General features: G+C 71.6%; 17 protein-coding genes. 13 read left to right on the top strand and 4 right to left on the bottom strand.

All coding sequences use genetic code 11. The features are described from left to right. The first annotated feature begins 65 nt into the window (after positions 1–65). Positions 66–1,985, top strand: coding sequence for an ATP-dependent helicase HrpB (gene hrpB / locus VOI19_RS00860; protein ID WP_323791059.1), 1,920 nt, complete (start codon positions 66–68; stop codon positions 1,983–1,985). Between the two features lie 17 nt (positions 1,986–2,002). On the opposite strand, the gene VOI19_RS00855 is transcribed toward hrpB, so the two are convergent. Beyond that, complete coding sequence (locus VOI19_RS00855; RefSeq protein WP_323791058.1) at positions 2,003–3,472, bottom strand: NAD(P)/FAD-dependent oxidoreductase; 1,470 nt, start codon at positions 3,470–3,472, stop codon at positions 2,003–2,005. A 69-nt stretch (positions 3,473–3,541) separates the two neighbouring features. Here VOI19_RS00855 and VOI19_RS00850 point away from each other — a divergent pair, with 69 nt between their 5' ends. From VOI19_RS00850 to phoA, 3 genes are all read left to right on the top strand, one after another. After that, positions 3,542–4,492: an AraC family transcriptional regulator ligand-binding domain-containing protein gene (locus VOI19_RS00850; RefSeq protein WP_323791057.1), complete on the top strand. Its 951-nt coding sequence runs from the start codon at positions 3,542–3,544 to the stop codon at positions 4,490–4,492. Positions 4,493–4,585: 93 nt separating this feature from the next. After that, positions 4,586–6,676: a PhoX family phosphatase gene (locus VOI19_RS00845; protein WP_323791056.1), complete on the top strand. Its 2,091-nt coding sequence runs from the start codon at positions 4,586–4,588 to the stop codon at positions 6,674–6,676. Between the two features lie 76 nt (positions 6,677–6,752). Beyond that, positions 6,753–8,441 carry an alkaline phosphatase gene (phoA, locus tag VOI19_RS00840; RefSeq protein ID WP_323791055.1) on the top strand — a complete coding sequence of 563 codons (1,689 nt, stop codon included), beginning with the start codon at positions 6,753–6,755 and terminating at the stop codon, positions 8,439–8,441. Here phoA and VOI19_RS00835 read toward each other — a convergent pair. After that, the gene (locus tag VOI19_RS00835) at positions 8,434–9,213 is read right to left on the bottom strand and encodes a 3-oxoacyl-ACP reductase family protein (protein WP_323791054.1); all 780 of its coding nucleotides are present in this window, start codon (positions 9,211–9,213) and stop codon (positions 8,434–8,436) included. The genes phoA and VOI19_RS00835 overlap by 8 nt on opposite strands. 14 nt (positions 9,214–9,227) lie before the next feature. On the opposite strand from VOI19_RS00835, the gene VOI19_RS00830 reads away from it, so the two are divergent. The 7 genes from VOI19_RS00830 to VOI19_RS00800 all read left to right on the top strand — a co-directional run bounded on the left by VOI19_RS00830 (position 9,228) and on the right by VOI19_RS00800 (position 19,406). Then, positions 9,228–10,121 (top strand): alpha/beta hydrolase, encoded by an 894-nt coding sequence (locus VOI19_RS00830; protein WP_323791053.1) that lies wholly within the window; start codon positions 9,228–9,230, stop codon positions 10,119–10,121. A gap of 172 nt (positions 10,122–10,293) precedes the next feature. Further along, a complete protein-coding gene (gene leuS, locus VOI19_RS00825; RefSeq protein WP_323791052.1) occupies positions 10,294–12,807 on the top strand; it encodes a leucine--tRNA ligase in 2,514 nt (837 codons plus the stop codon). A gap of 42 nt (positions 12,808–12,849) precedes the next feature. Continuing rightward, entirely contained in the window at positions 12,850–13,713 is an 864-nt protein-coding gene (locus VOI19_RS00820) for a DegV family protein (protein WP_323791051.1), read from the top strand. 117 nt (positions 13,714–13,830) lie between these two features. Next, positions 13,831–14,874: a ComEA family DNA-binding protein gene (locus VOI19_RS00815; protein WP_323791050.1), complete on the top strand. Its 1,044-nt coding sequence runs from the start codon at positions 13,831–13,833 to the stop codon at positions 14,872–14,874. 6 nt (positions 14,875–14,880) lie between these two features. Further along, positions 14,881–17,253, top strand: a complete 2,373-nt coding sequence (locus tag VOI19_RS00810) for a ComEC/Rec2 family competence protein (RefSeq protein ID WP_323791049.1) — start codon at positions 14,881–14,883, stop codon at positions 17,251–17,253. A 49-nt stretch (positions 17,254–17,302) separates the two neighbouring features. After that, positions 17,303–18,277 carry a DNA polymerase III subunit delta gene (holA, locus tag VOI19_RS00805; protein WP_323791048.1) on the top strand — a complete coding sequence of 325 codons (975 nt, stop codon included), beginning with the start codon at positions 17,303–17,305 and terminating at the stop codon, positions 18,275–18,277. Between the two features lie 31 nt (positions 18,278–18,308). Next, on the top strand, positions 18,309–19,406 hold the full coding sequence (locus VOI19_RS00800) for an alpha/beta hydrolase family protein (RefSeq protein WP_323791047.1): 1,098 nt from the start codon (positions 18,309–18,311) through the stop codon (positions 19,404–19,406). A gap of 87 nt (positions 19,407–19,493) precedes the next feature. Here the strand turns inward: VOI19_RS00800 and rpsT are convergent, their stop codons facing one another. After that, positions 19,494–19,754 carry a 30S ribosomal protein S20 gene (gene rpsT / locus VOI19_RS00795; RefSeq protein ID WP_323791046.1) on the bottom strand — a complete coding sequence of 87 codons (261 nt, stop codon included), beginning with the start codon at positions 19,752–19,754 and terminating at the stop codon, positions 19,494–19,496. 156 nt (positions 19,755–19,910) lie between these two features. Continuing rightward, the gene (locus tag VOI19_RS00790; RefSeq protein ID WP_323791045.1) at positions 19,911–20,867 is read right to left on the bottom strand and encodes a phosphotransferase; all 957 of its coding nucleotides are present in this window, start codon (positions 20,865–20,867) and stop codon (positions 19,911–19,913) included. A gap of 68 nt (positions 20,868–20,935) precedes the next feature. Here VOI19_RS00790 and VOI19_RS00785 point away from each other — a divergent pair, with 68 nt between their 5' ends. Together VOI19_RS00785 and lepA are read left to right on the top strand one after the other, a co-directional pair. Next, on the top strand, positions 20,936–22,516 hold the full coding sequence (locus tag VOI19_RS00785; protein ID WP_323791044.1) for an FMN-binding glutamate synthase family protein: 1,581 nt from the start codon (positions 20,936–20,938) through the stop codon (positions 22,514–22,516). Positions 22,517–22,605: 89 nt separating this feature from the next. Continuing rightward, positions 22,606–24,362: translation elongation factor 4 (gene lepA / locus VOI19_RS00780; RefSeq protein WP_323791043.1), on the top strand; the 1,757-nt coding region annotated here is incomplete at its 3' end.

The following is a 24,362-nucleotide window of genomic DNA, read 5'->3' as shown; positions in this document are numbered from 1 at the left end:
TGTGTTGTGCTCAAGGCAGCGGATGCGGCCAAGGCGGCTAAGCCCGAAAGCTATTCGACCGCCGCCTGATCTACCGACACGGCCCGCAACATCATCTCGACCACGTCGCGGCCACGACGCGGCAAGCCCTGAGCGAGCAGGCGGGCGATGTGCTCGTCTTCGTGCCGGGCGCGCGTGAGGTCGACGAGGTCGCCCGCCGTCTTGGTGGTCTCAGTGGTCTGAGCGGTCCCGGTGGGGCGGACGTCGACGTCCGACCGCTGCACGGTCGCCTCCCGACCTCGGCCCAGGATCTCGCGCTCACCGAAGGCGTACGGCGCCGGGTCGTCGTGTCGACCGCCGTGGCGGAGTCGTCGTTGACCGTGCCGGGGGTCCGCAGCGTCGTGGACGCCGGGCTGTCCCGGGAGCCGCGCACCGACCACCGCCGCGGGCTCGCCGGCCTGGTCACGGTGCGAGTGAGCAAGGCGGCCGCCACGCAGCGCGCGGGTCGCGCCGGTCGCGAGGGGCCCGGCACCGTCTACCGCTGCTGGTCGCAGGCCGAGCACGCGCACCTCGCGGCTCACCCCGAGCCCGAGATCGCCACCGCCGACCTGACGAGCTTTGCCCTCGAGCTGGCGCTCTGGGGGAGCCCGGACGGGACCGGGTTGGCGCTGCTCGACGCGCCGCCGGTGGCGGCGATGGAGGCTGCCCGCACCACCCTGGTCGACCTCGGCCTGCTGGGTCCGGCGGGGGAGGTCACCGCGTCGGGTACGGCGGCCGCCCGGCTCGGCACCGACCCGCGCCTGGCCCGGGCGCTGCTCGACGGCGCGAGGCTCGTGGGGTCCCGCCGCGCTGCGGAGGTCGTCGCTCTGCTGGGCGAGGACGTCCGGGCACCCGGGGGAGACCTGGTCGCAGCGCTGCGCGCACTCCGCCGAGGAGGGCCGGCCTCGGGCGCCTGGTCGCTGGCGGTCAAGCGGCTCCTCGGCTCGCTCCCCGAGGACCTCCGGGCGCTGACCGGGGAGAACGGGCTCGGCGACGACCTGGCCGCCGGCACCGTCGTGGCGCTGGCTCACCCCGACCGGATCGCACGCCGCCGGTCCGACTCCTCGGCCTACCTGATGACCTCGGGCACCGGCGCAGTGCTGCCGCGCGGAGAGGGGGGACTGACCGGGCTCGGCTGGCTGGCGGTCGCCGACGTCGACCGTTCGCCCAGGGCTCGTGACGCCCTCGTGCGCTCCGCGGCGCCGTTGGAGGAGTCGTTGGCCCTCGAGGCCGCGGCCAGCCGGTGGGAGGAGGCCGAGGAGGTCCGCTGGGGCGAGGGACGCATCGTGGCCCGTCGGATCACGCGACTGGGCGCGATCGAGCTGGGCAGCGTCGCGCTGACCGATCCCGATCCGACGCTCGTCGCCGACGCCGTCCGAGAGGGCCTGTCACGCGAGGGCCTCGACGTGCTCCGCTGGAGCGAGGCCGCGACCGCGCTGCGCGAGCGCCTTGCCTTCCTGCACCGCAGCCTGGGCGACCCGTGGCCCGACGTCGGTGACGAGGCCCTGCTGGCCTCCATCGACACCTGGCTCGGTCAGGACCTCGCGCGGGTGCGCACCACGCGCGACCTCACGCGAATCGACGTCCTTGCCGGTCTGCGACGACTGCTGCCCTGGCCCGAGGCCGGCCGCCTCGACGAGCTCGCCCCGGAGCGGCTGAGCGTGCCGAGCGGCAGCACGGTGCGCCTCGACTACGCCCCCGACCAACCGGTGCTCGCCGTCCGCGTCCAGGAGATGTACGGCGCCACCAGCACGCCGCGGCTGGCCGACGGCCGGGTGCCGGTGCTGCTGCACCTGCTCTCGCCGGCCGGTCGCCCCGCCGCGGTCACAGCCGACCTGGCGTCGTTCTGGACCACCGGCTACCCGGGCATGCGCGCCGACCTGCGGGGGCGCTACCCCAAGCACTCCTGGCCCGAGGACCCGACTGCCGCCGCACCCCTGAAGGGCGTCAAGCGCCCGGCTCGTTGAGCCGGGGGCGGCCCGGCTCAGGTCAGCGTGAGCTCTGACCAGTCGACGGTGGCGGTGCGCTGCTGGTACTCGCTGACCTTGCCGGGCCAGTTTGTGGTGATGCGCGGGCCGTCGACGTACCAGCTCTCGCAGCCGGTCCAGGCGGTGCTCGACAAGCGCGTCTGCATCTCGGCGTCGTAGGCGTCGTAGACGTCGGCGCGCACCTCGACGCGGCGGGCGTCGGAGTCGGCCAGACGGCGCGCGACCTGGGCGACGTAGGCGGCCTGGGCCTCCATCATGTTGATGATCGAGCTGCCACCGAGGTTGGTGTTGGGCCCGTAGATCGCGAAGAAGTTGGGGAAGCCGGGCACGGCCATGCCGAGGTGGGCCCGGGCCCCGTCCGCCCAGGCGTCGTGCAGGTCGGCGCCGTCCTGCCCGGTCACGGCGACGTCGGCGAGGAAGGCGGTGGCGGCGAAGCCGGTGCCCCAGATCAGGACGTCGGCCTCGTGCAGGACGCCGGCGGCGTCACGCACGCCGTTCGGCTCGACGGCAGCCACCCGCTCGGTCACCACGTCGACGTGCTCACGTGCGATCGCGGGATACCAGTCGTTGGAGAACAGGATGCGCTTGCAGCCGATGTCGTAGTCGGGCACGAGCTTGGCTCGCAGGCTCGCGTCCTTGACCTGGCGACGCAGGTGCAGCTTCCACGCGGCGCCGACGGTGGCGAGCAACGCCTTGGACCACTTCACCTGACCGCCGAGGGCTGCGTTGAGCAGCTCGGTGAGCCGGAACGTCACGCCCCGCTCGACGTCGAGCAGGCGGGGCCACTTCTCGAACGCGCGGTGGTGCCGACCCTGGTAGGCCTGGTCGGGCTTGGGGACGACGTACGGCGCCGAGCGCTGGAAGACCGTCATCGCGCTCACGTCGTCGACGATGCCGGGCACGAACTGGATGGCGCTGGCGCCGGTGCCGATCACCGCGACGCGCTTGCCCGACAGGTCGACGTCATGCCGCCACTGGGCGGAGTGGAAGGCGGGGCCGACGAACGTGTCCGCGCCCGGGAACGAGGGGATCACCGGGTTGGAGAGCTGTCCGACGGCGGAGACCACGAGGTCCGCCTCGTACGCCGTCCCGTCGGCCGTGGTCACGGTCCAGGTGGTCTGGTCGTCCGGCGAGAGCACGCAGGAGACGACGGCCGCACCGGTGACGACGAGGTCGGTGAGGCCCTCGCGCTCAGCGGCCTGGCGCAGGTAGGCGAGGATCTCAGGCTGCTTGGAGTAGCGCCGTCCCCACGCGGGGTTGATCGCCCAGGACCAGGAGTAGAGCGGCGAGGGCACGTCGCACGCTGCGTCGGGGTAGGTGTTGTCGCGCCACACCCCGCCGACGCCGTCGGCGAGCTCGAGCACCGTGATGTCGGTGATGCCCTGCTCCTTGAGGGCCCGAGCCGCGCCGAGTCCGCCGAAGCCGGCTCCGATGATGACGACGCGTGGCGAGGTGTGGGTGCTCATGCAGCGAGGCTAGGGCGCTGCGCGGGCCCGTGGTGGCGCGCGGCACGAGGCCAGTTGATAATTCCGGACATGTCGTCGATCGTGCTCGAGCCCGCCGCGGAGGGCTGGGACTTCCCCCGGTCGCCGACCGGGCTCCGGGTGCTGCTCGACTTCGCGGTGGATGCCGGCCTGACGCCGCAACGAGCGCTGGTCGGCACCGGGCTGCGCGCCGCCGACGTCGTCCGGCTCGAGAGCGCGGGGGACGAGGTGACCGCGGCCCAGGAGCTGCGCGTCGTGCGGACCCTCCACCGGGCGCTCGGCGAGGTCGGCGCCGCGGTGGGCGAACGCTACGACGCCGCCACCTTCGGCGCCTTCGGCTACGCGTTGCTCGCCAGCCGTTCGGTGCTCGACGCGATGGTGTTCGCCGTGCGCTTCATCGAGCTCAGCAACGCCTTCGCCCTGCCGCGCGCGACGGCGGACGCCGACGTGGTGACCATCAGCATCGACGGCGCAGCCCTGCCCGTCGACGTACGACGCTTCCTCGTGGAGCGTGACGCCGTCGCGGTGCACCGGGTGCTGGAGAGCCTCGTGCCCGGCGGGGTCGGCGCAACGCTCGTCTGGACGACGGGTCGCGAGGCGGCGACGATCCGGTTCGGGACCGACCAGCTGGAGCGACCGCTCCCCGAGCGCAGCGCGCAGCGGCTCGCCCTCGCGGCTCAGGTGTGCACCGACACGGTCGACACCCGCCGCGCACGCTCGGGCTTGGCACAGGCGGTGCGCGTGCTGATCGTGCAGCAGCTGGGGCGCGGCGCTCCGATGGTCGACGTGGCAGCCGCCCTGGCGGTGAGCGAGCGCACGCTGCGCCGCCGTCTGCGCGACGAAGGCGTCGGCTACCAGGAGCTGCTCGACGAGGTGCGCTCGGCGCTGGCGGCCACGCTGCTGGACGGCCGGGTCACGATGCCGGTGGCGGCGGTCGCGGCGCGTCTCGGGTATGCCGACGCAGTGGCGCTCGCGCACGCACGTGCGCGTTGGCGCCGTTGACGGCCGTGCCGCCCCCAGCCGGTCGACAGGGGGCTGGCTGGCGTTCACCTGATGGTCGCCCCGGACTCGCCGAGACTTTCTAGCGTGCGCGGCATGACGATCTCGCAGCCGCCAGTCGAGCGCCGACTTCTCCCGCTGACGCCCCTTGACCGCACCGGCCCGCACGGGTCGCGCAGCAACATGACCTGCTTCTTCCGCTGTGGCAACGCGTGCGACCACCCCGAGCCCAACCGCAGCGAGAACGGGCACGTGCAGGACGAGATCGCCAAGGCCATCGCTCGCCGCAGCGTCCTCACCGGAGCCGCTGCTGGCGCGGGCGCGATGGTGCTGGGGCTCACGGCACCCGCAACCGCTGCCACCTCGACCCGTCCGGGCACCCCCGCGGCACGTGCGGCCCGTGCCGCTCGCGCCAACCTCGCTCGCGCCGACTTTCGACCGGTTGCGCCCAACACCCGCGACGCCGTCGTGACGGCGCCCGGCTACACCAGCGACGTGATCATCAGCTGGGGCGACCGGGTGGTGCCGGGTGCGCCGCGGTTCGACGTCCGCCCGCAGACGCCGGAGGCGGCTCGTCAACAGTTCGGCTACAACTGCGACTACGTCGGGATGCTTCCGCTCCGGGGCGACCACGCCCTGCTGGTCGTCAACCACGAGTACACCGACGAGGACCTGATGTTCCCCGCCGACACCTACACCGACGCCGAGATCAAGGCGATCGCGATGAGCAACCACGGGATGTCGGTCGTCAGGATCCGTCGCGGATCGGCGCCCGGCTCGTGGCGGCAGGTCAAGGACCTCGCCTCGTGCCCCCAGAACCGGCGGGTCCACATCGACAGCCTCTTCCGGCTCGACGGCCCGGCGGCCGGTGACGAGCGGTTGCGGACCGTCGCCGACCCCGCCGGGTCGTGGGTTCGAGGCACGCTGAACAACTGCGCGGGGGGCATGACGCCGTGGGGCACGGTGCTCTCGGGCGAGGAGAACTTCAACCAGTACTTCGACGCCTCCGCAGGCCTGGACGAGCGCTACTCCGCCGAGTACGCGCGCTACGGCATCACCGGCAAGGGTCGAGGCTGGAGCGAGGTCGATGCCCGCTTCGACCTCTCGCTGGACCCGCACGAGGCCCACCGTTTCGGCTGGATCGTCGAGCTCGACCCGATGGAGCCGAACGTGACGCCGGTGAAGCACACGATGCTCGGCCGCTTCAAGCACGAGGGTGCCAACATCGTGATCGCCTCGTCCGGGCACGCGGTCGCCTACATGGGCGACGACGAGCGCGGTGACTACCTCTACAAGTTCGTCTCGAGGAAGAAGTACAAGCCGAAGCAGACCCGCGCCCACCGCAAGCACAACAAGGCGTTGCTCAGCGAGGGCACCCTGTACGTCGCCCGTCTCACCGGAGACGGGTCCGAGGACGGCCGGCACGACGGCACCGGCGAGTGGATCAGGCTCACCAGCGACACGACGTCGTACGTGCCGGGGATGTCGGTGGCCGACGTGCTCCTGTTCACCAGGCTGGCCGCGGACAAGGTCTCGCCGACGCGGATGGACCGCCCCGAGGACGTGGAGCCCAACCTGGTCAACGGCCGTGTCTACGCAGCCCTGACGAACAACTCCAACCGCGGAAAGCCCGAGCTGCCGGTCGACGAGGCGAACCCGGTGGCCTCCTCGATGGTGCGCTCCTCGCTCGGGGAGCCGCTCACCGAGGCGGCAGGCAATCGCAACGGCTACGTGCTGGAGATGATTCCCTCTGACGACGACCACGAACGCACCACGTTCACCTGGAACCTGCTGCTCGTCTGCGGCGACCCCGCCGCGGCTGAGACCTACTTCGGGGGCTTCGACAAGAGCAAGGTCAGTCCGATCAGCTGCCCCGACAACCTCACTTTCGACACCGACGGCAACCTGTGGATCTCTACCGACGGCAATGTCCTGGGGTCCAACGACGGCATCTTCCGGGTTCCGGTGGCCGGCCCCGAGCGGGGGCGGGTGCTCCAGTTCGTCACCATGCCGGTGGGGGCCGAGGCCTGCGGCCCGTTGATCGCCGACAAGAACCGCTCGCTGTTCTTCGCCGTCCAGCACCCCGGCGAGGTCGACGGGTCGACGTTCGAGAACCAGGCGAGCACCTGGCCGCACACCGACGACTTCCCGCGTCCCTCTGTCTGTGTGGCCTACAGGGACCGCTGAGCTCGTCCTCCCGCGACGGTCCGCGGGGTCGACTAGGGTCCGGGGCGTCTCCTGTCACCTCGTGCGAAGGAACCAGATGTCGCTCTCCACCCCCACCCGTCGTCGCGTGACGGTGGCCTCAGCGGCCGCGATCGCACTTGCGAGCAGCGCCGGCCTCGTCGGCGCGGTCGCCGTCGTCGGCCTGGCCACCGCCACCCCCGACGCGGCCTCGCGCCTGGCCGGCGACCGCACCGCGTCGCTCGACTCAGCGATCGTCGGTGGGCAGGCGCACAACGTGATCCTGCTGATCGGTGACGGGATGGGCGACTCCGAGATCACGATCGCCCGCAACTACGCCGAGGGAGCAGCGGGCCGGTTCGCGGGCATCGACGCCCTGCCACTGACGGGTCAGCTCACGACGTACTCGCTCGACCGAGCCACCGGGCTGCCCGACTACGTGCCCGACTCTGCGGCCACGGCCACGGCCTGGGCCACCGGGGTGAAGAGCTTCGACGGGGCGATCGGGGTGGACGTGAACGGCAAGAGTCGACGCACCCTGCTCGAGCTGGCCAAGCGCGAGGGGCTCAAGACCGGCAACGTCTCCACCGCCGACATCCAGGACGCCACTCCTGCTGCGCAGGTCGCGCACATCACCGAGCGCGGCTGCAAGGGACCGGAGCGCACGACGGCCTGGTGCCCCGATGAGGCTCTCGAGAACGGTGGACCCGGCTCGATCTCGGAGCAGCTTCTGGTCACGCGCCCGGACGTGTCGCTCGGTGGCGGGGCGAAATACTTCGATGAGGAGGTCACCGCCGGTGTGCACGAGGGCCGGTCGGTGCTCGAGCAGGCCGACGCGCTCGGCTTCGAGGTCGTCTCGACCAGGGCCGAGCTTCGGGCGGTGTCCGCTGCGGACCAGAAGACCCCCCTGCTCGGCCTGTTCGCCGAGAGCAACCTCGCCGTGCGCTACGTCGGGCCGGAGGCCACGTTGGACGGCACCCAGCGCCCGGCGAGGGAGTGCGAGACCAACCCAGGTCGCCCGGCCACCCAGCCGACCCTGGCCGACATGACCAGCAAGGCGATCGACCTGCTGGAGAACCCGGACGGCTTCTTCCTCCAGGTCGAGGGCGCCAGCATCGACAAGCAGGACCACGCGGCCAACGCGTGCGGCCAGATCGGCGAGACGGTCGATCTCGACGAGGCCGTGCGGGTCGCCCTCGACTTCGCCGAGGCCGACGGCAACACCTCGGTCTTCGTCACCGCCGACCACGCGCACTCCGCGCAGCTCGTCGAGGTCGGCAGCGTCACTCCGGGAGTGGGGGTCACGCTCCTCACCGCGGACGGCGCCCCGATGGCGATCACCTACGGGACCTCCGTGCCCGGTGACTCCCAGCAGCACACCGGCTCCCAGGTGCGCATCGCCGGCTACGGACCTCAGGCCGCCGGCATCGTCGGGCTGACGGACCAGACCGACCTCCACGCGACGATCGCGCGGGCTCTTGGTCTGGTACGCGATCCCGCGACCTCGTCGGCGAACGCCGCCGTGACGGTCCGGCCGGGCAAGCCGAGGGCCGGCGGCAAGGTCCGCACGGCCCTCTCGCGCTTCAAGGGTGACCGCACCGCCACCGTCACGCTCAAGGGACGCGGCATGAAGGTCACCGAGAACCTCTCCCTGGGCAGCGGCAGGGCGTCGTTCACGGCGAGGCCGAAGAAGGCCGGCCGCTACGTCGTCCGCGCCGTCGGCGATCAGACCGGGGCGAAGGTCGTGAAGACCTTCAAGGTCAGGTGATCGTCATCCCGCCGTCGACGGCCAGGGTCTGACCGGTGACGTAGCCGGCGGCATCCGAGGCGAGCCACACGATGGTCGCGGCCAGCTCGGCCGGGTCGCCCTTGCGGCCCATCGGGATGCGGGCCCCCATGGCATCGAGGTAGCCGTCGGGATACTGCTCGGTCATCTCGGAGGCGAAGAACCCGGGGGCGATCGCGTTGACGCGGATGCCCTTGCGACCGGTCCACTGCTGGGCGAGGTCGCGGGTGAGACCGATGAGCCCGGCCTTGGAGGCGGCGTAGGCGGCCTGGGGGAGCCCGGCGGTGGTGAGCCCGAGGACCGAGGAGATGTTGATGATGCTCGAGCCCGGCTGCATCACGCGGCCGCAGGCCTGCGCCATCCAGTAGCACCCGTTGAGGTTGACGTCGATGACGTTGCGGAACTGCTCGGGGGTCTCCCGGGTGGCCGGCACCGCGGTGCCGATGCCGGCGTTGTTGACGAGGATGTCGACGCGGCCGAACTCCTCCATCGCCAGGGCGACGAGGTTGGTGCAGGAGTCGGGGTCGGCGACGTCGGTGGCCACGGTGAGAGCACGGCGTCCGGCGGCCTCGACGAGCGCGGCGGTGTCGGCGAGCTTGTCGACGCGGCGCGCACCCAGCGCGAGATCGGCGCCGGCCTCGGCGAGGCTCTTGGCGAACGCGACGCCGAGGCCGCTGGAGGCCCCGGTGACGACGGCGACCTTGCCGTCGAGCCGGAACAGGTCGGACACAGTGCGAGAAGGCTCAGAAGTCATGGTGTGATCGTAGGGTGACCCGCTCCGATCTCGTCCTCACCAGCCACGGCGACACGATCGCGGCGTGGCACTACCGCGCCGAGAGCGAGGCGTGGACGACGGCAGCGGGTCGCCCGTGCGTCGTCATGGCCCACGGCTTCGGAGCCACCAAGGACGCCGGGCTCACGCCGTTCGCCGAGCGCTTCGCCGCAGCAGGCGCCGACGTGGTGATCTTCGACTACCGCGGCTTCGGCGGGTCGTCCGGCGAGCCGCGCCAGTGCGTCGACCACCGACGTCACCGCGCCGACTACCGCAGCGTCGTCTCGCAGGTCCGCGGCCTCGAGGGCATCGACCCCGATCGCGTCGTGCTGTGGGGCAGCTCCTACTCGGGTGGTCACGTGATCGCCGTCGCCGCCGGCGACCCGCGGATCGCCGCGGTGATCTCGCAGGGCGCCGCGATGGACGGGCTGGCCGCCGTGGTCGAGATCGTCAAGTACGCCGGGATCAAGCAGCTGCTGCGCCTGAGCGCCCACGCCTTGCGCGGCGTCGTCCAGCGCGACTACTCGATCCCGATCGTGGCCGCCCCCGGCGAGCTGGCCGCCATCACGTCGCACGACGGGCTGTCGGGCTACGAGATCATCATGGGTCCGACGTTCGAGAACCGGATGCTCGCGCGGGGGATCCTGCCGATCCTCGTCAACCGCCCGGTCGCGTCGGCCTCGAAGGTGACGATGCCGCTGATGCTGGTCGTGGCCGCCCACGACACGATCGCGCCGCCGTCGGCCGTCGAGCGGGTCGCGGCCAAGGCGCACGGTCGTGTCGAGGTCGAGCGCTTCGACGTCGGCCACTTCGACATCTACGAGGGGGAGACGTTCACGAAGTCGGTCGCGGCGCAGGTGGCGTTCCTCGAGTCGGTGCTGACGCGCTAGCATGGCCCCATGAGCACCCGCGCCCTGCTTCTTGGACAGCCGCGCTGATCGCACCTCACCATCGAGCGATCGCGCGGCCACCCCTCCATGCGAGGGGTTTTTTCATGTCCCGAGCACCCCGAGTCGTCCCAGCAGGAGATACGCCCCGATGAGCACCCCGATGAATACCCCGATGAGCACCCCGTCGAACACTCCGTCCGACGCCGAAGTCCCCAACGCCTATGACGCCGCCGCGATCGAGCAGAAGTGGCAGCAGGTGTGGGACGACCTCGACCCGTTCCGCGCCGATGACGCCGCCGTCGCCTCGGGGGAGAAGCAGGGGCGCTACGCGCTGACGATGTTCCCCTACCCCAGCGGCGACCTGCACATGGGTCACGCCGAGGTGTTCGCGCTGCACGACGTGATCGCGCGCTACTGGCGATTCCGCGGCTTCGAGGTGATGAACCCGATGGGGTGGGACTCCTTCGGGCTGCCGGCCGAGAACGCCGCCATCCGCAACAACGAGCACCCCGCGACCTACACCTACGCCAACATCGAGACGCAGGCCGACTCGATGAAGAAGTACGGCCTGTCCTTCGACTGGACGAGGCGCCTGCACACCTCCGACCCCGAGTACTACCGCTGGACGCAGTGGCTGTTCCTGAAGTTCCGCGAGCGGGGCCTGGCCTACCGCAAGAAGAGCCCGGTCAACTGGTGCCCCAACGACCAGACCGTGCTGGCCAACGAGCAGGTCGTCGACGGCGCCTGCGAGCGCTGCGGCGCCGTGGTCACCAAGCGCGACCTGACCCAGTGGTACTTCAAGATCACCGACTACGCCGAGCGTCTGCTGGCCGACCTCGACACCGTGGCCGACTCGTGGCCGAACCGCGTCGTGACCGCTCAGCGCAACTGGATCGGTCGCTCCGAGGGCGCCCACGTCGACTTCGCGGTCGAGGGCCGCGACGAGCCGGTCACCGTCTACACGACCCGCCCCGACACGCTGTACGGCGCGACGTTCATGGTCGTCGCCGCCGACGCCGACCTGGCCGGCGAGATCGTGAGCGACGCCCAGCGCGCCGCGCTGGAGGCCTACCGCGAGGAGACCCGCAAGGCCTCCGACATCGACCGCCTGGCCACCGACCGCCCCAAGACCGGCGTCGACCTGGGCGTCACTGCCACCAACCCCGTCAACGGCGAGCAGATGCCGGTCTGGGCGGCCGACTACGTCCTGGCCGACTACGGCACGGGCGCGATCATGGCCGTGCCGGCCCACGACCAGCGCGACCTGGACTTCGCCAAGGCCTTCGACCTGCCCGTGCGGCGCGTGGTCGACACCGGGGAGGACAACCCCGAGGAGACCTACGTCGCGACCACCGGCGACGGCACCTACGTCAGCTCGGGTCCGCTGGACGGCAAGACCGACAAGGTCGCCGGGATCGCGTCGATGATCGAGGTCCTGGCCGAGCGCGGTACCGGCACCGGCACGGTCAACTACCGCCTGCGCGACTGGCTGCTGAGCCGGCAGCGCTTCTGGGGCTGCCCGATCCCGGTGATCCACTGCCCCTCGTGCGGCGAGGTCGACGTGCCCCTGGACCAGCTGCCCGTCGAGCTGCCCGAGCTCAAGGGTGCCGACCTCAAGCCCAAGGGCACCTCGCCGCTGGCCGCGGCCGAGGACTGGGTCAACGTCGACTGCCCCTCGTGCGGCGGCGCGGCCAAGCGCGACAGCGACACGATGGACACCTTCGTCGACTCCTCGTGGTACTTCCTGCGCTTCACCTCGCCCGGCTACACCGAGGGCCCCTTCGACCCCGAGAAGATCGCCACCTGGGGCAACGTCGACCAGTACGTCGGCGGGCTCGAGCACGCGGTGCTGCACCTGCTCTACGCGCGCTTCTTCACCAAGGTCCTGCACGACATGGGGATGGTCGACTTCGTCGAGCCTTTCCAGCGGCTGCTGGGCCAGGGCGTCGTGGTCAACGAGGGCAAGAAGATGTCGAAGTCGCTGGGCAACGGCGTCAACCTGGGCGAGCAGCTGACCGCCTTCGGCGTGGACGCCGTCCGCCTCACGCTGGTCTTCGCCAGCCCGCCCGAGGACAACATCGACTGGGCCGACGTCTCGCCGGCCGGGTCGCAGAAGTTCCTGCAGCGTGCGTGGCGCCTGAGCGGCGACGTCACCTCCGAGCCGGGCGTCTCCTTCGCCGACGGCGACGTGGCCCTGCGCCGCGTCACGCACCGCACCGTCCACGAGGCCGAGAGCCTGCTCGACGGTCACCGCTTCAACGTCGTGGTGGCGAAGGTGATGGAGCTGGTCAACGCCACCCGCAAGGCGATTGACGGGGTGGGCAAGGGAGGCTGCGGACCCGCCGACCCGGCGGTGCGCGAGGCCACCGAGGTCGTCGCCGTCCTGCTGTCGCTGGTGGCGCCGTACGTCGCCGAGGAGATGTGGGAGCGGCTGGGCCACTCCGCGACGGTCGCCGACGCGGCCTGGCCGGTCGTCGACCCCGCACTCCTGGTCGAGGACACGGTCACCGCCGTCGTCCAGATCCAGGGCAAGGTGAAGGCTCGTCTGGAGGTCGCTCCGGACATCTCGGCCGCCGACCTGGAGGCCTTGGCGCTGGCCGACGAGACGGTGATCGGAGCCATCGCGGGGCGCGAGGTCCGCAAGGTGATCGTGCGCGAGCCCAAGCTCGTGAACGTCGTCGTCTGAGCCGCACGCACGGACCGCGGCGGGCTTGGCTAACCTGACGCCATGCCCGCCCGGTCGATCGTCGTCGTCACCGACTCGACGGCCAGCCTCCCCGCAGAGCTCGCCGCGGAGCGCGGCATCGTGGTGCTGCCGCTGCAGGTGATCATCGGCGCCGACTCCTTCGACGAGGACGCGCCCGAGGCCTCGCCCGAGCGCGTTGCCGAGGCGTTGCGTGACTACCGACCGGTGAGCACGTCGCGACCCTCGCCGGCGGCGTTCGTCGACCTCTACGACCGCCTCGCCAAGTCCGGCGCCAAGCAGATCCTCTCGGTGCACCTCTCGGGCGACATGAGCGGCACCTTCGAGTCCGCGCAGCTCGCGGCGCGCGACGCGAGCGTGCGCGTGATGTGCCTCGACTCCCGCCAGGTCGGTGTCGCCACGGGGTACGCCGCCCTGGCCGCGGCCGACGCGGTCGGCCGGGGGGCCTCGGTCGAGGAGGCCGCCGACGCAGCCCTGGCGCGCGCGCAGGCGACGTCGTCCTTCTTCTACGTCGACACCCTGGAGTACCTCCGCCGTGGCGGGCGCATCGGAGCAGCCCAGGCGCTGCTGGGTGGGGCCCTGGCGGTCAAGCCGATCCTCACGATCACCGACGGCGTCGTGTCGTCGCTCGAGAAGGTGCGGACGTCGGGCAAGGCCCTCGCTCGGCTCGCCGAGCTCGCGGTCGAGGCCGCGGGCACGAAGCCGGTCGACGTGTCGGTGGCCCACCTCGCCAACCCCGAGCGGGCCGAGGCCCTCACAGAGTCGCTGAACGCCAAGCTCGCCGACCAGCTCGGGGGCCGGGAGGTGTGGTGCTCCGAGGTCGGAGCTGTGCTGGGGGCGCACGTGGGCCCGGGCACGATCGCGGTGTGCGTGTCCCCGCGCCGCTGAGCTGCGGGTCGCTGCTCCTTGCCCACGAGTCGTCCACAACCGACGATCTCGTGGTGCCGGTCCACAGGCGTGGTGACGTGTCGACGTCGATGGGTGGCGGGCTCCTAACGTGCCGTCATGCGATCGCGACGTCCTTCCTCCGAGCACTCCGAGGCGGTCACCCGGCGGCTGGCGGAGCTCTCTGACCAGCTGGCGGCGGCACGCGCGCCGGCGGCTCCCGAGGAGGGGCCGATCCCCGAGGCCGTCGGCGGGACGTGGTGGGACGAGCACACCCGGGTGGCGCAGCGTCCGGTCCTGAGTCTGGTGGGGCCGGTCGAGCCGGTCGAGCCGGTCGCTCCGGTCACTCCGGTGGCCCCGGACTCGGCGCCGCCCTCGCCTCACGAGCCCAGCCGCGCCGACGATCCTGACCACCAGGTGCCGCCGGTGATCCCGGTCCCGGGACGGCATGCCGCGCACCGAAAGGTCGTCCGAGCGGCCGGGGTGGTGCCCGAGCCGCTTCGCGCCAGGATCGGTCTCGGCACCGCCCAGCTCACCGCGGTCGCCGTGCTGGTCGCCCTGGGACTGGCCATCACCTGCTGGTGGGTCGTGCGCGGCGACCCCGAGCCGCCGGTCTCGATGGCTGCGGTGCCCGGGGGCGCCTCGATCGTCGCGCCGACGCCGGGTGAGGCTCTCGCGGCCCCGCTGGACCCGTCGGACCCGTTGGCGGCGGAGCAACCGGGTGCGGCCGACGAGACCGTCACCGTCGACGTCGCCGGCAAGGTACGTCGGCCCGGGATCGTGGTGCTCGACGCCGGCGCACGGGTCGTCGAGGCCCTCGCCGAGGCGGGCGGTGCACGGAAGGGAGTCGACACGACGTCGCTGGACCTCGCGCGCGTGCTCGTCGACGGGGAGCAGCTGCTGGTCGGCCAGCCGGGCTCGGCGCCTGGTGCGCCGCTGCCGCCTGCTGCCGGAGGAGTCGCGCCACCGGCGGCGCTGGTCGACCTCAACTTGGCCGACCAGACCCTCCTCGAGACGCTGCCGCAGGTGGGTCCGGTCACGGCGGCCGCGATCATCGCCTGGCGCACCGAGCACGGGGCGTTCATGTCGGTGACCGAGCTGCTGGAGGTCGACGGCATCGGTGAGGCGACCCTGGCTCAGCTCACGCCCCTCGTCACGGTCTGACCGCCGGTGCCCGCGCTGGACGACCCGGCGGTCATCGGCGAGCCCGGTCTTCGCACCGACCTGCGGATGCCGCTGCTGGCAGTGGTCGCCTGGGCCGCGGCGCTGCTGGCCCGGACGCCCGAGTGGGTGCTGCTCGCAGTGCTGTGCGCGGCCGTGACCGCAGGCCTCGGCTTCTGCGTGCGTTGTCGCTGGGGTCGGACCAGCCTGGCAGCGGTGACGCTGGTGGGGCTCGCGGTGCTGACCTCGGCGCTGGTGCGCACGGAGGCGGTCGCGGCCGGCCCCGTGGCGCGGCTGGCTGCGGAGCGGGCCGCGGTCGAGGTGGTCGGTGTGGTGAGCCAGGACCCGCGCCTCGTCGAGGGGCTCTACGGCGCCCAGGCCGTCGTACGGCTCGACGTGCGGGAGGTCGTGGGGCGCGGCCTGCGGCACCGGCTCTCCTCGCCGGTCCTGGTGCTCGGCGATCCAGGGTGGGCCTCGGTGCCGCTGGGATCACGGATCTCGACCACCGGTCGACTGGCGTCGGCCGACGACCCCGACCTGGCCGCGCTGCTTCCTGGCGCCTCCCTCCCTCAGGTGCAGGAGCACCCCGACGTCTGGTGGCGCGGGGCCGAGGCCGTGCGGGCCTCGATCCGCGACTCCGTGGCCCATCGGCCGCCAGCGCAGCGGGCCCTGGTGCCGGCACTCGTCGACGGCGACGACAGCGGGCTCGACCCCGGCCTCGAGGAGGACTTCCGCACCACCGGACTCACCCACCTGACTGCGGTCTCGGGCACCAACCTGACGCTGATCGTCGGCTTCCTCCTCGTGGTGGCGCGCTGGTGCGGCGTCCGAGGACGGTGGTTGACGCTGGTCGCGGCCGGCGGGATCGTCGGCTTCCTCCTGCTCGCGCGCACCGAGCCGAGCGTCGTACGAGCCGCAGCGATGGGCACCGTGGGGTTGATCGCGCTGGGCTCCAACGGGCGGCAGCGTGCCCTGCGGGGTCTGGGGGTCGCGGTCGTGGCGCTGCTGCTCGTCGACCCGGGCCTGGCGGTCTCGCCCGGCTTCGCTCTCTCGGCGATGGCCACCGGCGGGATCGTGCTGCTCGCCCCGGGGTGGCGCGACACGCTGGTCTCCTGGGTGCCGCGGTGGCTCGCCGAGGCGGTCGCGGTCCCGGCGGCCGCCCAGCTGGCCTGCACGCCGGTCGTGGCAGCCCTCTCGGGGCAGGTCAGCCTGGTGGCGGTGCCGGCCAACCTCCTGGTGTCCCCGGTGGTGGGTCCGGCCACCGTGCTCGGGCTCGCCGGCGGCCTGGTGGGGCTGGTGCCACTGGTCGGTGATGGGCTCGGTCAGCTGCTGGGCACCGGTGCCGGCTGGAGCGTCGGATGGATCGTCTGGGTGGCGCGCACCGGTGCGAGGGTGCCGTTGGCTGCCCTCGACTGGGGCACGGGTTTCTGGGCCCTCGTGCTGCTCGTGACGCTGTGCGTCGCCCTCGTGGTCGTGGTGCCGCTCGCCGTGCGCAGCAGGTGGCGAGCCGGCCGCCCGAGGGCCGGACCCCGCGCCGTGGCGGTGACGTTGCTGGCGGTCCTGGCCGCGGGGGTGCTCCTCCTCCGTCCGGGGTGGTGGCCGGGCGGGCGTGTCGACGACTGGGCCGTCGTGATGTGCGACGTCGGCCAGGGCGACGCTCTCGTCCTGCGGGCCGGACCCGCAGCGGGGGTCGTCATCGACGCGGGCCCCGACCCCGCGGCGGTCGACGAGTGCCTCGACCGCCTGGGCGTCGAGCAGGTGCCGCTCGTCGTGCTCACCCATTTCCACGCCGACCATGTGGCCGGCCTCGACGGAGTGGTCGACGGCCGTGCGGTCGGAGCGATCTGGACCACCTCGTTGCTGGACCCACCAGCAGCCGTGGACGACGTCGCCGGGCTCGCGGTCGCCGAGGGCATCCCACTCACTGCGCCCGCGTCGGGCGAGCTGCAGGTCGGGGAGGTCACGCTGCGGGCGCTGTGGCCGGCGGAGTCGACGCCGCACCTGGGGCCGGGCGACGGGAGCACCGCCAACGACGCCAGCGTCGTCCTGGTGGCCGATGTGCAGGGCGTACGAGTCTTGCTGACCGGCGACCTCGAGCCTCCCGGGCAGGCCACCCTGGCGCCGATCCTGGCGGGCCTCGACGTCGACGTGCTCAAGGTGCCCCACCACGGCAGCCGCCACCAGGACCTCGACGTGCTGACCTCGGTCGAGGCGGAGGCGGCGCTGATCTCGGCGGGCGCCGACAACGACTACGGGCACCCGGCCCCCGACGTCATCGCTGCCCTGGAGGCAGCCGGAGCGGAGGTGGCGCGCACCGACGTGGACGGCACGATCATCGTGGCGCGCGACCGCGGCGGTCTGCGTCTCGAGCGGGTCCGCTGAGATCGACTCGACGTCGTGAGCCGTCGGTGGGGTGTGTCAGTCTGCTCCCATGCGGGCTGACGACGTGCTGGGGCGAGTGATCCTCGTGACCGGCAAGGAGGAGTTCCTGGGGGAGCGCACCGTCCAGGAGGTCAAGGGCGTCGTGCGCGCCCACGATCCCGAGGCCGAGCTCTCCGAGGCCGGCGCCGGCGACCTGACCCTGGCCACGCTGGGCGAGCTTTCGGCACCGTCGCTCTTCTCTGCCGTGCGCTGCATCGTCGTCCGTGCCCTCGAGAACCTCCCCGAGGAGTCGGTCGCCGGGCTCCTCGACTACGCAGCCGCTCCGGCCGAGGACGTCGGGCTCGTCCTGGTGCACGGAGGCGGTCAGAAGGGCTCGGGCACCCTCACCAAGCTGCGCAAGCTCAAGACGGTCACCGAGGTGAAGTCGGAGGCGCTCAAGGCGTCCGACTTCCCCGGCTTCGTGACCAGCGAGGTGCGACGGTTCGGCGCCACCATCGACGGCGAGGCGAGCCGGGCGCTGGTCGACGCCGTCGGGCAGGACCTCCGCTCCCTCAGTGCGGCCTCCCACCAGCTCACCAACGACTTCCCCGGCGAACGGCTGACGGCTGACAAGATCGCGCGCTACTTCGGCGGTCGCGCCGAGGCCAAGTCGTTCGCGGTCGCCGACCACGCCTTCTCCGGCAACCGCGAGAAGGCGCTCGAAGAGCTGCGGTGGGCCCTCGACAACGGCACGGCCTCGGTCCTGGTGACCTCGGCCTTCGCGGGCAGTGCTCGTGGCCTGGCTCGCTACAAGGGGGCCCCACGCGGCATGCGCGAGGGCGACCTCGCGCGTGAGGTCGGCGTGCCGCCGTGGAAGCTGCGCACCCTGCGCGACCAGTCCCGCGGCTGGTCCGACCACGGGCTGGCCGGTGCGATCCGAGCGATCGCCAAGGCCGACGCCGACGTCAAGGGCGCCTCGAGCGATGCGGCCTATGCCGTCGAGCGACTCGTGCTCACGGTGGCCTCGCTGCGCGACGCTCGCTGAGCCGCTTGGGCGTCGTCCGTAGCGTGGCCCGATGAGGCGTCGTCGATCACTCGTGGCCGCCGCGGTCGCGCTGTCCCTGCTGGGCGCAGGCTGTTCCTCCGCCACCGACGAGCCGGACGCCGATGCTCCCGTCGCGCCGGCCCTGACCACGGAGTCGTCGTCCCCGCCCGTCCCGCCTGCTGAGCCCTCGCCGCCCGAGGCGAGCGACGCCGCGCCGCAGGAGGGCGAGGCGGCGCCGGAGGTCTCGGTGCTCGGACTCGCCGAGCAGCGCCATCGCGGCGATCGGCTCCGCCTCGGCGCCATCCGCGAGGACAACGCGTCCTACACCTCCTACGACGTGACCTACCGCAGCCGCAGCTCGACGCAGGACGGTCCGGAGTCCTACACGATCTCCGGGGTGCTCAACGTCCCCAAGGGTCGCGGGCCCTTCCCGGCCGTCGTGCTGGCGCACGGCTACATCGACCCGGCCGTCTACGTCCGCGGGCAGGGGATGACCCGTGAGCGTGGCTACCTCGCCTCGCGCGGCTACGTCGCGCTCCACGTCGACTACCGCAACCACGCGGAGTCCGACGACGACCCCGACTACCAGCTGCGGATGCGCCTGGGTTACTCGGCCGACGTCATCAACGCCGTCAAGGCGCTGCGCGGCTCGACCGACGTTCCCGTGGCCGATGAGCGGGTGGCGCTGTTCGGTCGCTCGATGGGCGGCGGAGTCGTCCTCAAGGCGCTCGCCGCTGAGCCTGGCCTGGTGCAGGCGGCAGCACCCTGGGCGTCGGTCTCCTCGCTCGAGGCGCAGAACTTCGACCAGTTCCAGCGCAGCGACCCGGCTGACGACGATCGCACCGCCGCCCTGGCGCGCCGGTGGGGGCTGCCCGAGGACAGCCCGGCGTTCTGGCGCCGCAACTCCTCACGCCCCTACTTCGACCGCATCACCGAGCCGGTCCTGATGGTGCACGGTCGCCTCGACGACACCTGCCCGCCCGCCTGGGCCCGCGCCACCCACCAGGCGTTGGTCGACGCCGGGGTCGACTCAGCGCTCGAGTGGTACGACGACGGGCACGCCTTCGGTCCTGCGTTCAACGCGGCCATGGACCGCACGATCGCGTTCTTCCGGGCCCAGGGCGTCTGAGGACGCCTGGGGAGCCTGCAGCAGCGGGCAACACAAAGGGCGCCGACCCTCCGAGTGGAGAGCGACGCCCGATCGTGTGCGGCTAGCTCAGAGCGAGTCGGCCGTCTTCGAGATCGCCGACTTGCGGTTGGCGGCCTGGTTCTTGTGGATGACGCCCTTGGAGGCAGCCTTGTCGAGCATCTTGTTGGCCTCGCGGCCGAGCACGATGGCCTCGTCCTTGTTGCCGGCGGCAGCAGCGGTGCGGAACTTCGTGACCGCGGTCTTCACGGCGCTCTTGACGGCCTTGTTGCGCTCGTGCGCCTTCTCGTTCTGCTTGTTGCGCTTGATCTGGCTCTTGATGTTCGCCACGGGGTGGTTCGCCTCACTGCTGGATGGACTGCTGGTCGGTCGTGCAAGTTCTTGGTGCGGTCGGCGTAGTGCAGGGCACACAGAGGGCCGGACACGCGACGCGCAAATCTAGCAGTGGGCCTGGTCAGAGCCCAAATCCGACTGCGTCGATCGGGTTCACGGTGATTCGGCCCAGCCTCGGCGCTCGCAGAGCCACTCCCAGCAGGCCTCGCCCTGCCAGAGCTGGTGGTCACGCAGGTAGGGCGAGGACGACGGTACCGGCTGGTCGGAGTGGGTGAGGAAGTAGCCGGTGAGCAGGGCCAGCATGATGTCGACCGCCTCGGGCTCGACCTCGGCGAACGTCGGGTGCGTCGCGAGCACCTCCTCGACGTCCAGGCCGTCACCGCGTGGTCCCACGAGCAGGATGAGCGAGTCCAGCCAGGCTGCGCCGCGCAGTGGCCAGTTCCAGTCGCACAGCAGGACCCGGCCGTCGTCGGTCAGGAGCAGGTTGTCGTCGCGGACGTCGCAGTGCAGCACGGTGTCGCCGCCGACGACCTCGGCGTGGCGGGTCGCCAGCGCAGCAGCCTCGACGCCGCTCGGCAGGGCGAACGTCGCCAGGGTGTGGTCCCACTTGGCCGGCCAGTCGGCGAACTCGACCTCGGCGTCGACGAGGTCCAGTCCCGGGGGCGGCGGGGTGAGTGCCCGGGCGGTCTCGGCGAGGGCGTCGAGGCAGCGGGTCAGGTCGGCGTGGGTCCACGGACGATGGGGTGCCCGGGCCGTCACGTGCTCGAAGCCGAGCACCACCCACCCGTCGGCGTCGTGGGTCCACAGCAGGCGGGTCGCGGCGATGCCTGGCGGCAGGGCGCCGGCCTTGCGGGCCTCCTCGCGGTAGGCCTCGGCGAAGACCCGTTGGGCCTTCAGCGAGGCAGCCTTCACGAAGTGGCGGGTGCCGTCCTCGCACAGCAGCACCGAGGCGAAGCCGGGGGTGAAGCCGGAGCGCTGCGAGACCGCCGAGACCACGAGGGAGCCACACCGGTCGGCGATCAGGTCCCGCAGGGCGGGTGGCAGGTGAGCCCACTCGAGTCGCCGCGCGGTGCGTCCGACAGGGGCGGGGGGAAGGGTCGGGGGAGGCACCCGTCCATCGTCGACGATGCGCGGCACGGCCGCCCCTCCGGGTGGGGCTCCACTGGTAGAACCTAGTAATGCTGCGCTTCTACGCCCTCGGCTCCTTCCTTCTGCTGGGCCTCATCGCCACGCTGGCCGCGACCATCGGCGGACCCGGGCTCTTCATCCTGCTCGCGGTGGCGATCCTGGTGATGGCGGTCGGGACCTACGACCTGGTGCAGACCGAGCACGCGATCCTGCGCAACTACCCGGTGATCGGGCACATGCGTTTTCTGATGGAGGGCATCCGCCCCGAGCTCCAGCAGTACTTCATCGAGCGCAACTTCGACGGCCGACCTTTCGACCGCAACACGAGGTCCTCGATCTACCAACGCGCCAAGGGGGTCAGCGAGGCGCACCCTTTCGGTACCGAGCTGGACCTGAACGCCGTCGGCGCGGAGTACTTGGTGCACTCTGTCGCTCCCCGCGCGACCATGGAGACCGCGCCCCGCGTCCGGGTCGGGGGCCCCGGTTGCACCCAGCCCTACGACATGGCGCTGCTCAACGTCAGCGCGATGAGCTACGGGAGCCTGTCGTCCAACGCGATCGAGGCGCTCAACAAGGGCGCCGCTGCCGGCGACTTCGCTCATGACACGGGGGAAGGTGCGATCAGCCCGCACCACCGGCACGGGGGCGACCTGATCTGGGAGATCGGCTCCGGCTACTTCGGCTGCCGCACCGAGGACGGCGGGTTCGACGAGCAGCAGTTCGCCGAGAAGGCCGCCGACCCCCAGGTTAAGATGGTTCACCTCAAGCTGAGCCAGGGCGCCAAGCCCGGCATCGGCGGCGTGCTGCCGGGGGCGAAGGTGACCCAGGAGATCGCCGAGACGCGCGGGGTCGAGGTCGGCAAGAGCGTCATCTCGCCGGCCTACCACCAGGTGTTCTCGACTCCACGTGAGCTGGTGCTCTTCATCGGACGCATGCGTGAGCTCGCCGGCGGCAAGCCCACCGGGTTCAAGCTCTGCGTCGGCTCGCGCGTCGACGTGCTGGCGATCTGCAAGGCGATGCTGGAGGAGCAGGTGTTCCCCGACGTGATCACCGTCGACGGCGCCGAGGGGGGCACCGGCGCGGCGCCGGTGGAGTACTCCGACCACGTCGGGATGCCGCTCACCGAGGGGCTGATAACCGTGCACCAGGCGCTGGTCGGCACCGGGCTGCGCGAGCACGTCAAGATCGCCGCGGCCGGGAAGATCACCACGGGCATCGACATCGTCAAGCGCATGATCCAGGGCGCCGACTACACGAGCTCGGGTCGCGCCATGATGATGGCCGTGGGCTGCATCCAGGCGCAGACCTGTCACACCAACACCTGTCCCACCGGTGTCGCGACCCTCGACCCCAAGCGCATGCGCGCCCTGGTCGTGAGCGACAAGGCCGCGCGGGTCACGTCCTACCAGCACGAGACGCTCCAGCAGGCGATGCAGGTCGTCGCCTCGATGGGCCTCGCCTCCTTCGAGGAGCTGCGCCCCCACATGTTGCGGCGCCGGATCACCCACGGCGAGATCGCGTCTTACGCCGAGCTGATCGAGAGAATGGAGCCCGGCCAGCTTCTCGACGCACCTCCCGACACCTGGGCCGACGACTGGCTTCGGGCGGACCCGGACCGCTTCGTGGCCTGAGCGCCCCACCCGTCCTTTTCGAACCCCGCCCCGGGCATGGGACCATTCAGCCAGCGTCCTGCCCTGTCGTTCGACCCGGAAAGACCCACGTGCCTGCATCTGCGCCGAAGCCCGGCTACACCGATCCCGCGATCATCCGGAACTTCTGCATCATCGCCCATATCGACCACGGCAAGTCGACCCTGGCCGACCGGATGCTGCAGCTCACCGGGGTCGTCGACGCGCGTGCCGCCCGGGCGCAGTACCTCGACCGCATGGACATCGAGCGCGAGCGCGGCATCACGATCAAGAGCCAGGCCGTGCGGATGCCGTGGACGGTGCCCGACGACAACAACGAGAAGGCCGTGCCGGGCACCTACGTGCTCAACATGATCGACACCCCCGGGCACGTCGACTTCACCTACGAGGTCTCCCGGTCCCTCGAGGCCTGCGAGGCCGCCGTCCTCCTCGTCGACGCCGCGCAGGGGATCGAGGCCCAGACGCTGGCCAACCTCTACCTCGCGATGGGTGCCGACCTCCACATCATCCCGGTGCTCAACAAGATCGACCTCCCCAACGCCCAGCCCGAGAAGTACGCCGCCGAGATCGCCGGCCTCGTCGGGTGCGACCCCGAGGACGTGCTGCGCGTCAGCGCCAAGACCGGCATGGGCGTGGAGTCGCTGCTCAACCACATCGTGGCCGAGACCCCTGCCCCCGAGGGCGAGGCCGACCAGCCTGCCCGCGCCCTGATCTTCGACTCCGTCTACGACACCTACCGCGGCGTGATCACCTACGTCCGGGTCATCGACGGCAAGCTCAACCACCGCGACCGCATCAAGATGATGTCGACCAACGCCACCCACGAGATGCTCGAGGTCGGCGTCATCAGCCCTGAGCAGGTCAAGGCCGGCGAGCTCGGGGTCGGCGAGGTCGGCTACCTGATCACCGGGGTGAAGGACGTGCGCCAATCCCGCGTCGGCGACACCGTCACCACCCAGTTCAACGGCGCGACCGAGGCGCTGGGCGGCTACAAGCACCCCAACCCGATGGTCTACGCCGGGCTCTACCCGATCGACGGCGACCAGTTCGGCGACCTGCGCGAGGCGCTGGAGAAGCTCCAGCTCAACGACGCGGCGCTGACCTACGAGCCGGAGACCTCCGGGGCCCTCGGCTTCGGGTTCCGGATCGGCTTCCTCGGGCTGCTGCACATGGAGATCACCCGCGACCGTCTCGAGCGCGAGTTCAACCTCGACCTCATCTCCACCGCCCCCAACGTCGTCTACGAGGTGACGATGGAGGACGGCTCCGAGATCGAGGTCACCAACCCCAGCGAGTTCCCCGAGGGCAAGATCGCCGAGGTGCGTGAGCCGGTCGTCAAGGCCACGATCCTCAGCCCCAGCGACCACATCGGCACGATCATGGAGCTGTGCCAGGCCAAGCGCGGCACGCTCGAGGGGATGGACTACATCTCCGAGGACCGCGTCGAGATGCGCTACGTCCTGCCGATGGGCGAGATCGTCTTCGACTTCTTCGACCAGCTCAAGTCACGCACCAAGGGCTACGCCTCGCTCGACTACGCCCGCTCCGGCGAGCAGGCCGCCGACCTGGTGAAGGTCGACATCCTGCTCCAGGGCGAGCCGGTCGACGCGTTCTCCGCGATCGTGCACAAGGACGCCGCCTACGCCTACGGCGTGATGATGGCCGGCAAGCTCAAGGAGCTCATCCCGCGCCAGCAGTTCGAGGTGCCGATCCAGGCCGCCATCGGTGCGCGCGTGATCGCCCGCGAGAACATCCGCGCCATCCGCAAGGACGTCCTCGCCAAGTGCTACGGCGGTGACATCTCGCGCAAGCGCAAGCTGCTCGAGAA

The sequence above is a fragment of the Nocardioides sp. genome, assembly GCF_034670285.1.
Classification (GTDB): domain Bacteria; phylum Actinomycetota; class Actinomycetes; order Propionibacteriales; family Nocardioidaceae; genus Nocardioides.
This window is presented reverse-complemented; position numbering and strand designations above follow the sequence as displayed.

Coding starts and splice junctions, on each gene's coding strand:
- VOI19_RS00855 (WP_323791058.1), bottom strand. CDS start 3,472: ATGAGCACCCACACCTCGCCACGCGTCGTCATCATCGGAGCCGGCTTC.
- VOI19_RS00850 (WP_323791057.1), top strand. CDS start 3,542: ATGTCGTCGATCGTGCTCGAGCCCGCCGCGGAGGGCTGGGACTTCCCC.
- VOI19_RS00845 (WP_323791056.1), top strand. CDS start 4,586: ATGACGATCTCGCAGCCGCCAGTCGAGCGCCGACTTCTCCCGCTGACG.
- phoA (WP_323791055.1), top strand. CDS start 6,753: ATGTCGCTCTCCACCCCCACCCGTCGTCGCGTGACGGTGGCCTCAGCG.
- VOI19_RS00835 (WP_323791054.1), bottom strand. CDS start 9,213: ATGACTTCTGAGCCTTCTCGCACTGTGTCCGACCTGTTCCGGCTCGAC.
- leuS (WP_323791052.1), top strand. CDS start 10,294: ATGAGCACCCCGTCGAACACTCCGTCCGACGCCGAAGTCCCCAACGCC.
- VOI19_RS00820 (WP_323791051.1), top strand. CDS start 12,850: ATGCCCGCCCGGTCGATCGTCGTCGTCACCGACTCGACGGCCAGCCTC.
- VOI19_RS00815 (WP_323791050.1), top strand. CDS start 13,831: ATGCGATCGCGACGTCCTTCCTCCGAGCACTCCGAGGCGGTCACCCGG.
- holA (WP_323791048.1), top strand. CDS start 17,303: ATGCGGGCTGACGACGTGCTGGGGCGAGTGATCCTCGTGACCGGCAAG.
- VOI19_RS00800 (WP_323791047.1), top strand. CDS start 18,309: ATGAGGCGTCGTCGATCACTCGTGGCCGCCGCGGTCGCGCTGTCCCTG.
- VOI19_RS00785 (WP_323791044.1), top strand. CDS start 20,936: ATGCTGCGCTTCTACGCCCTCGGCTCCTTCCTTCTGCTGGGCCTCATC.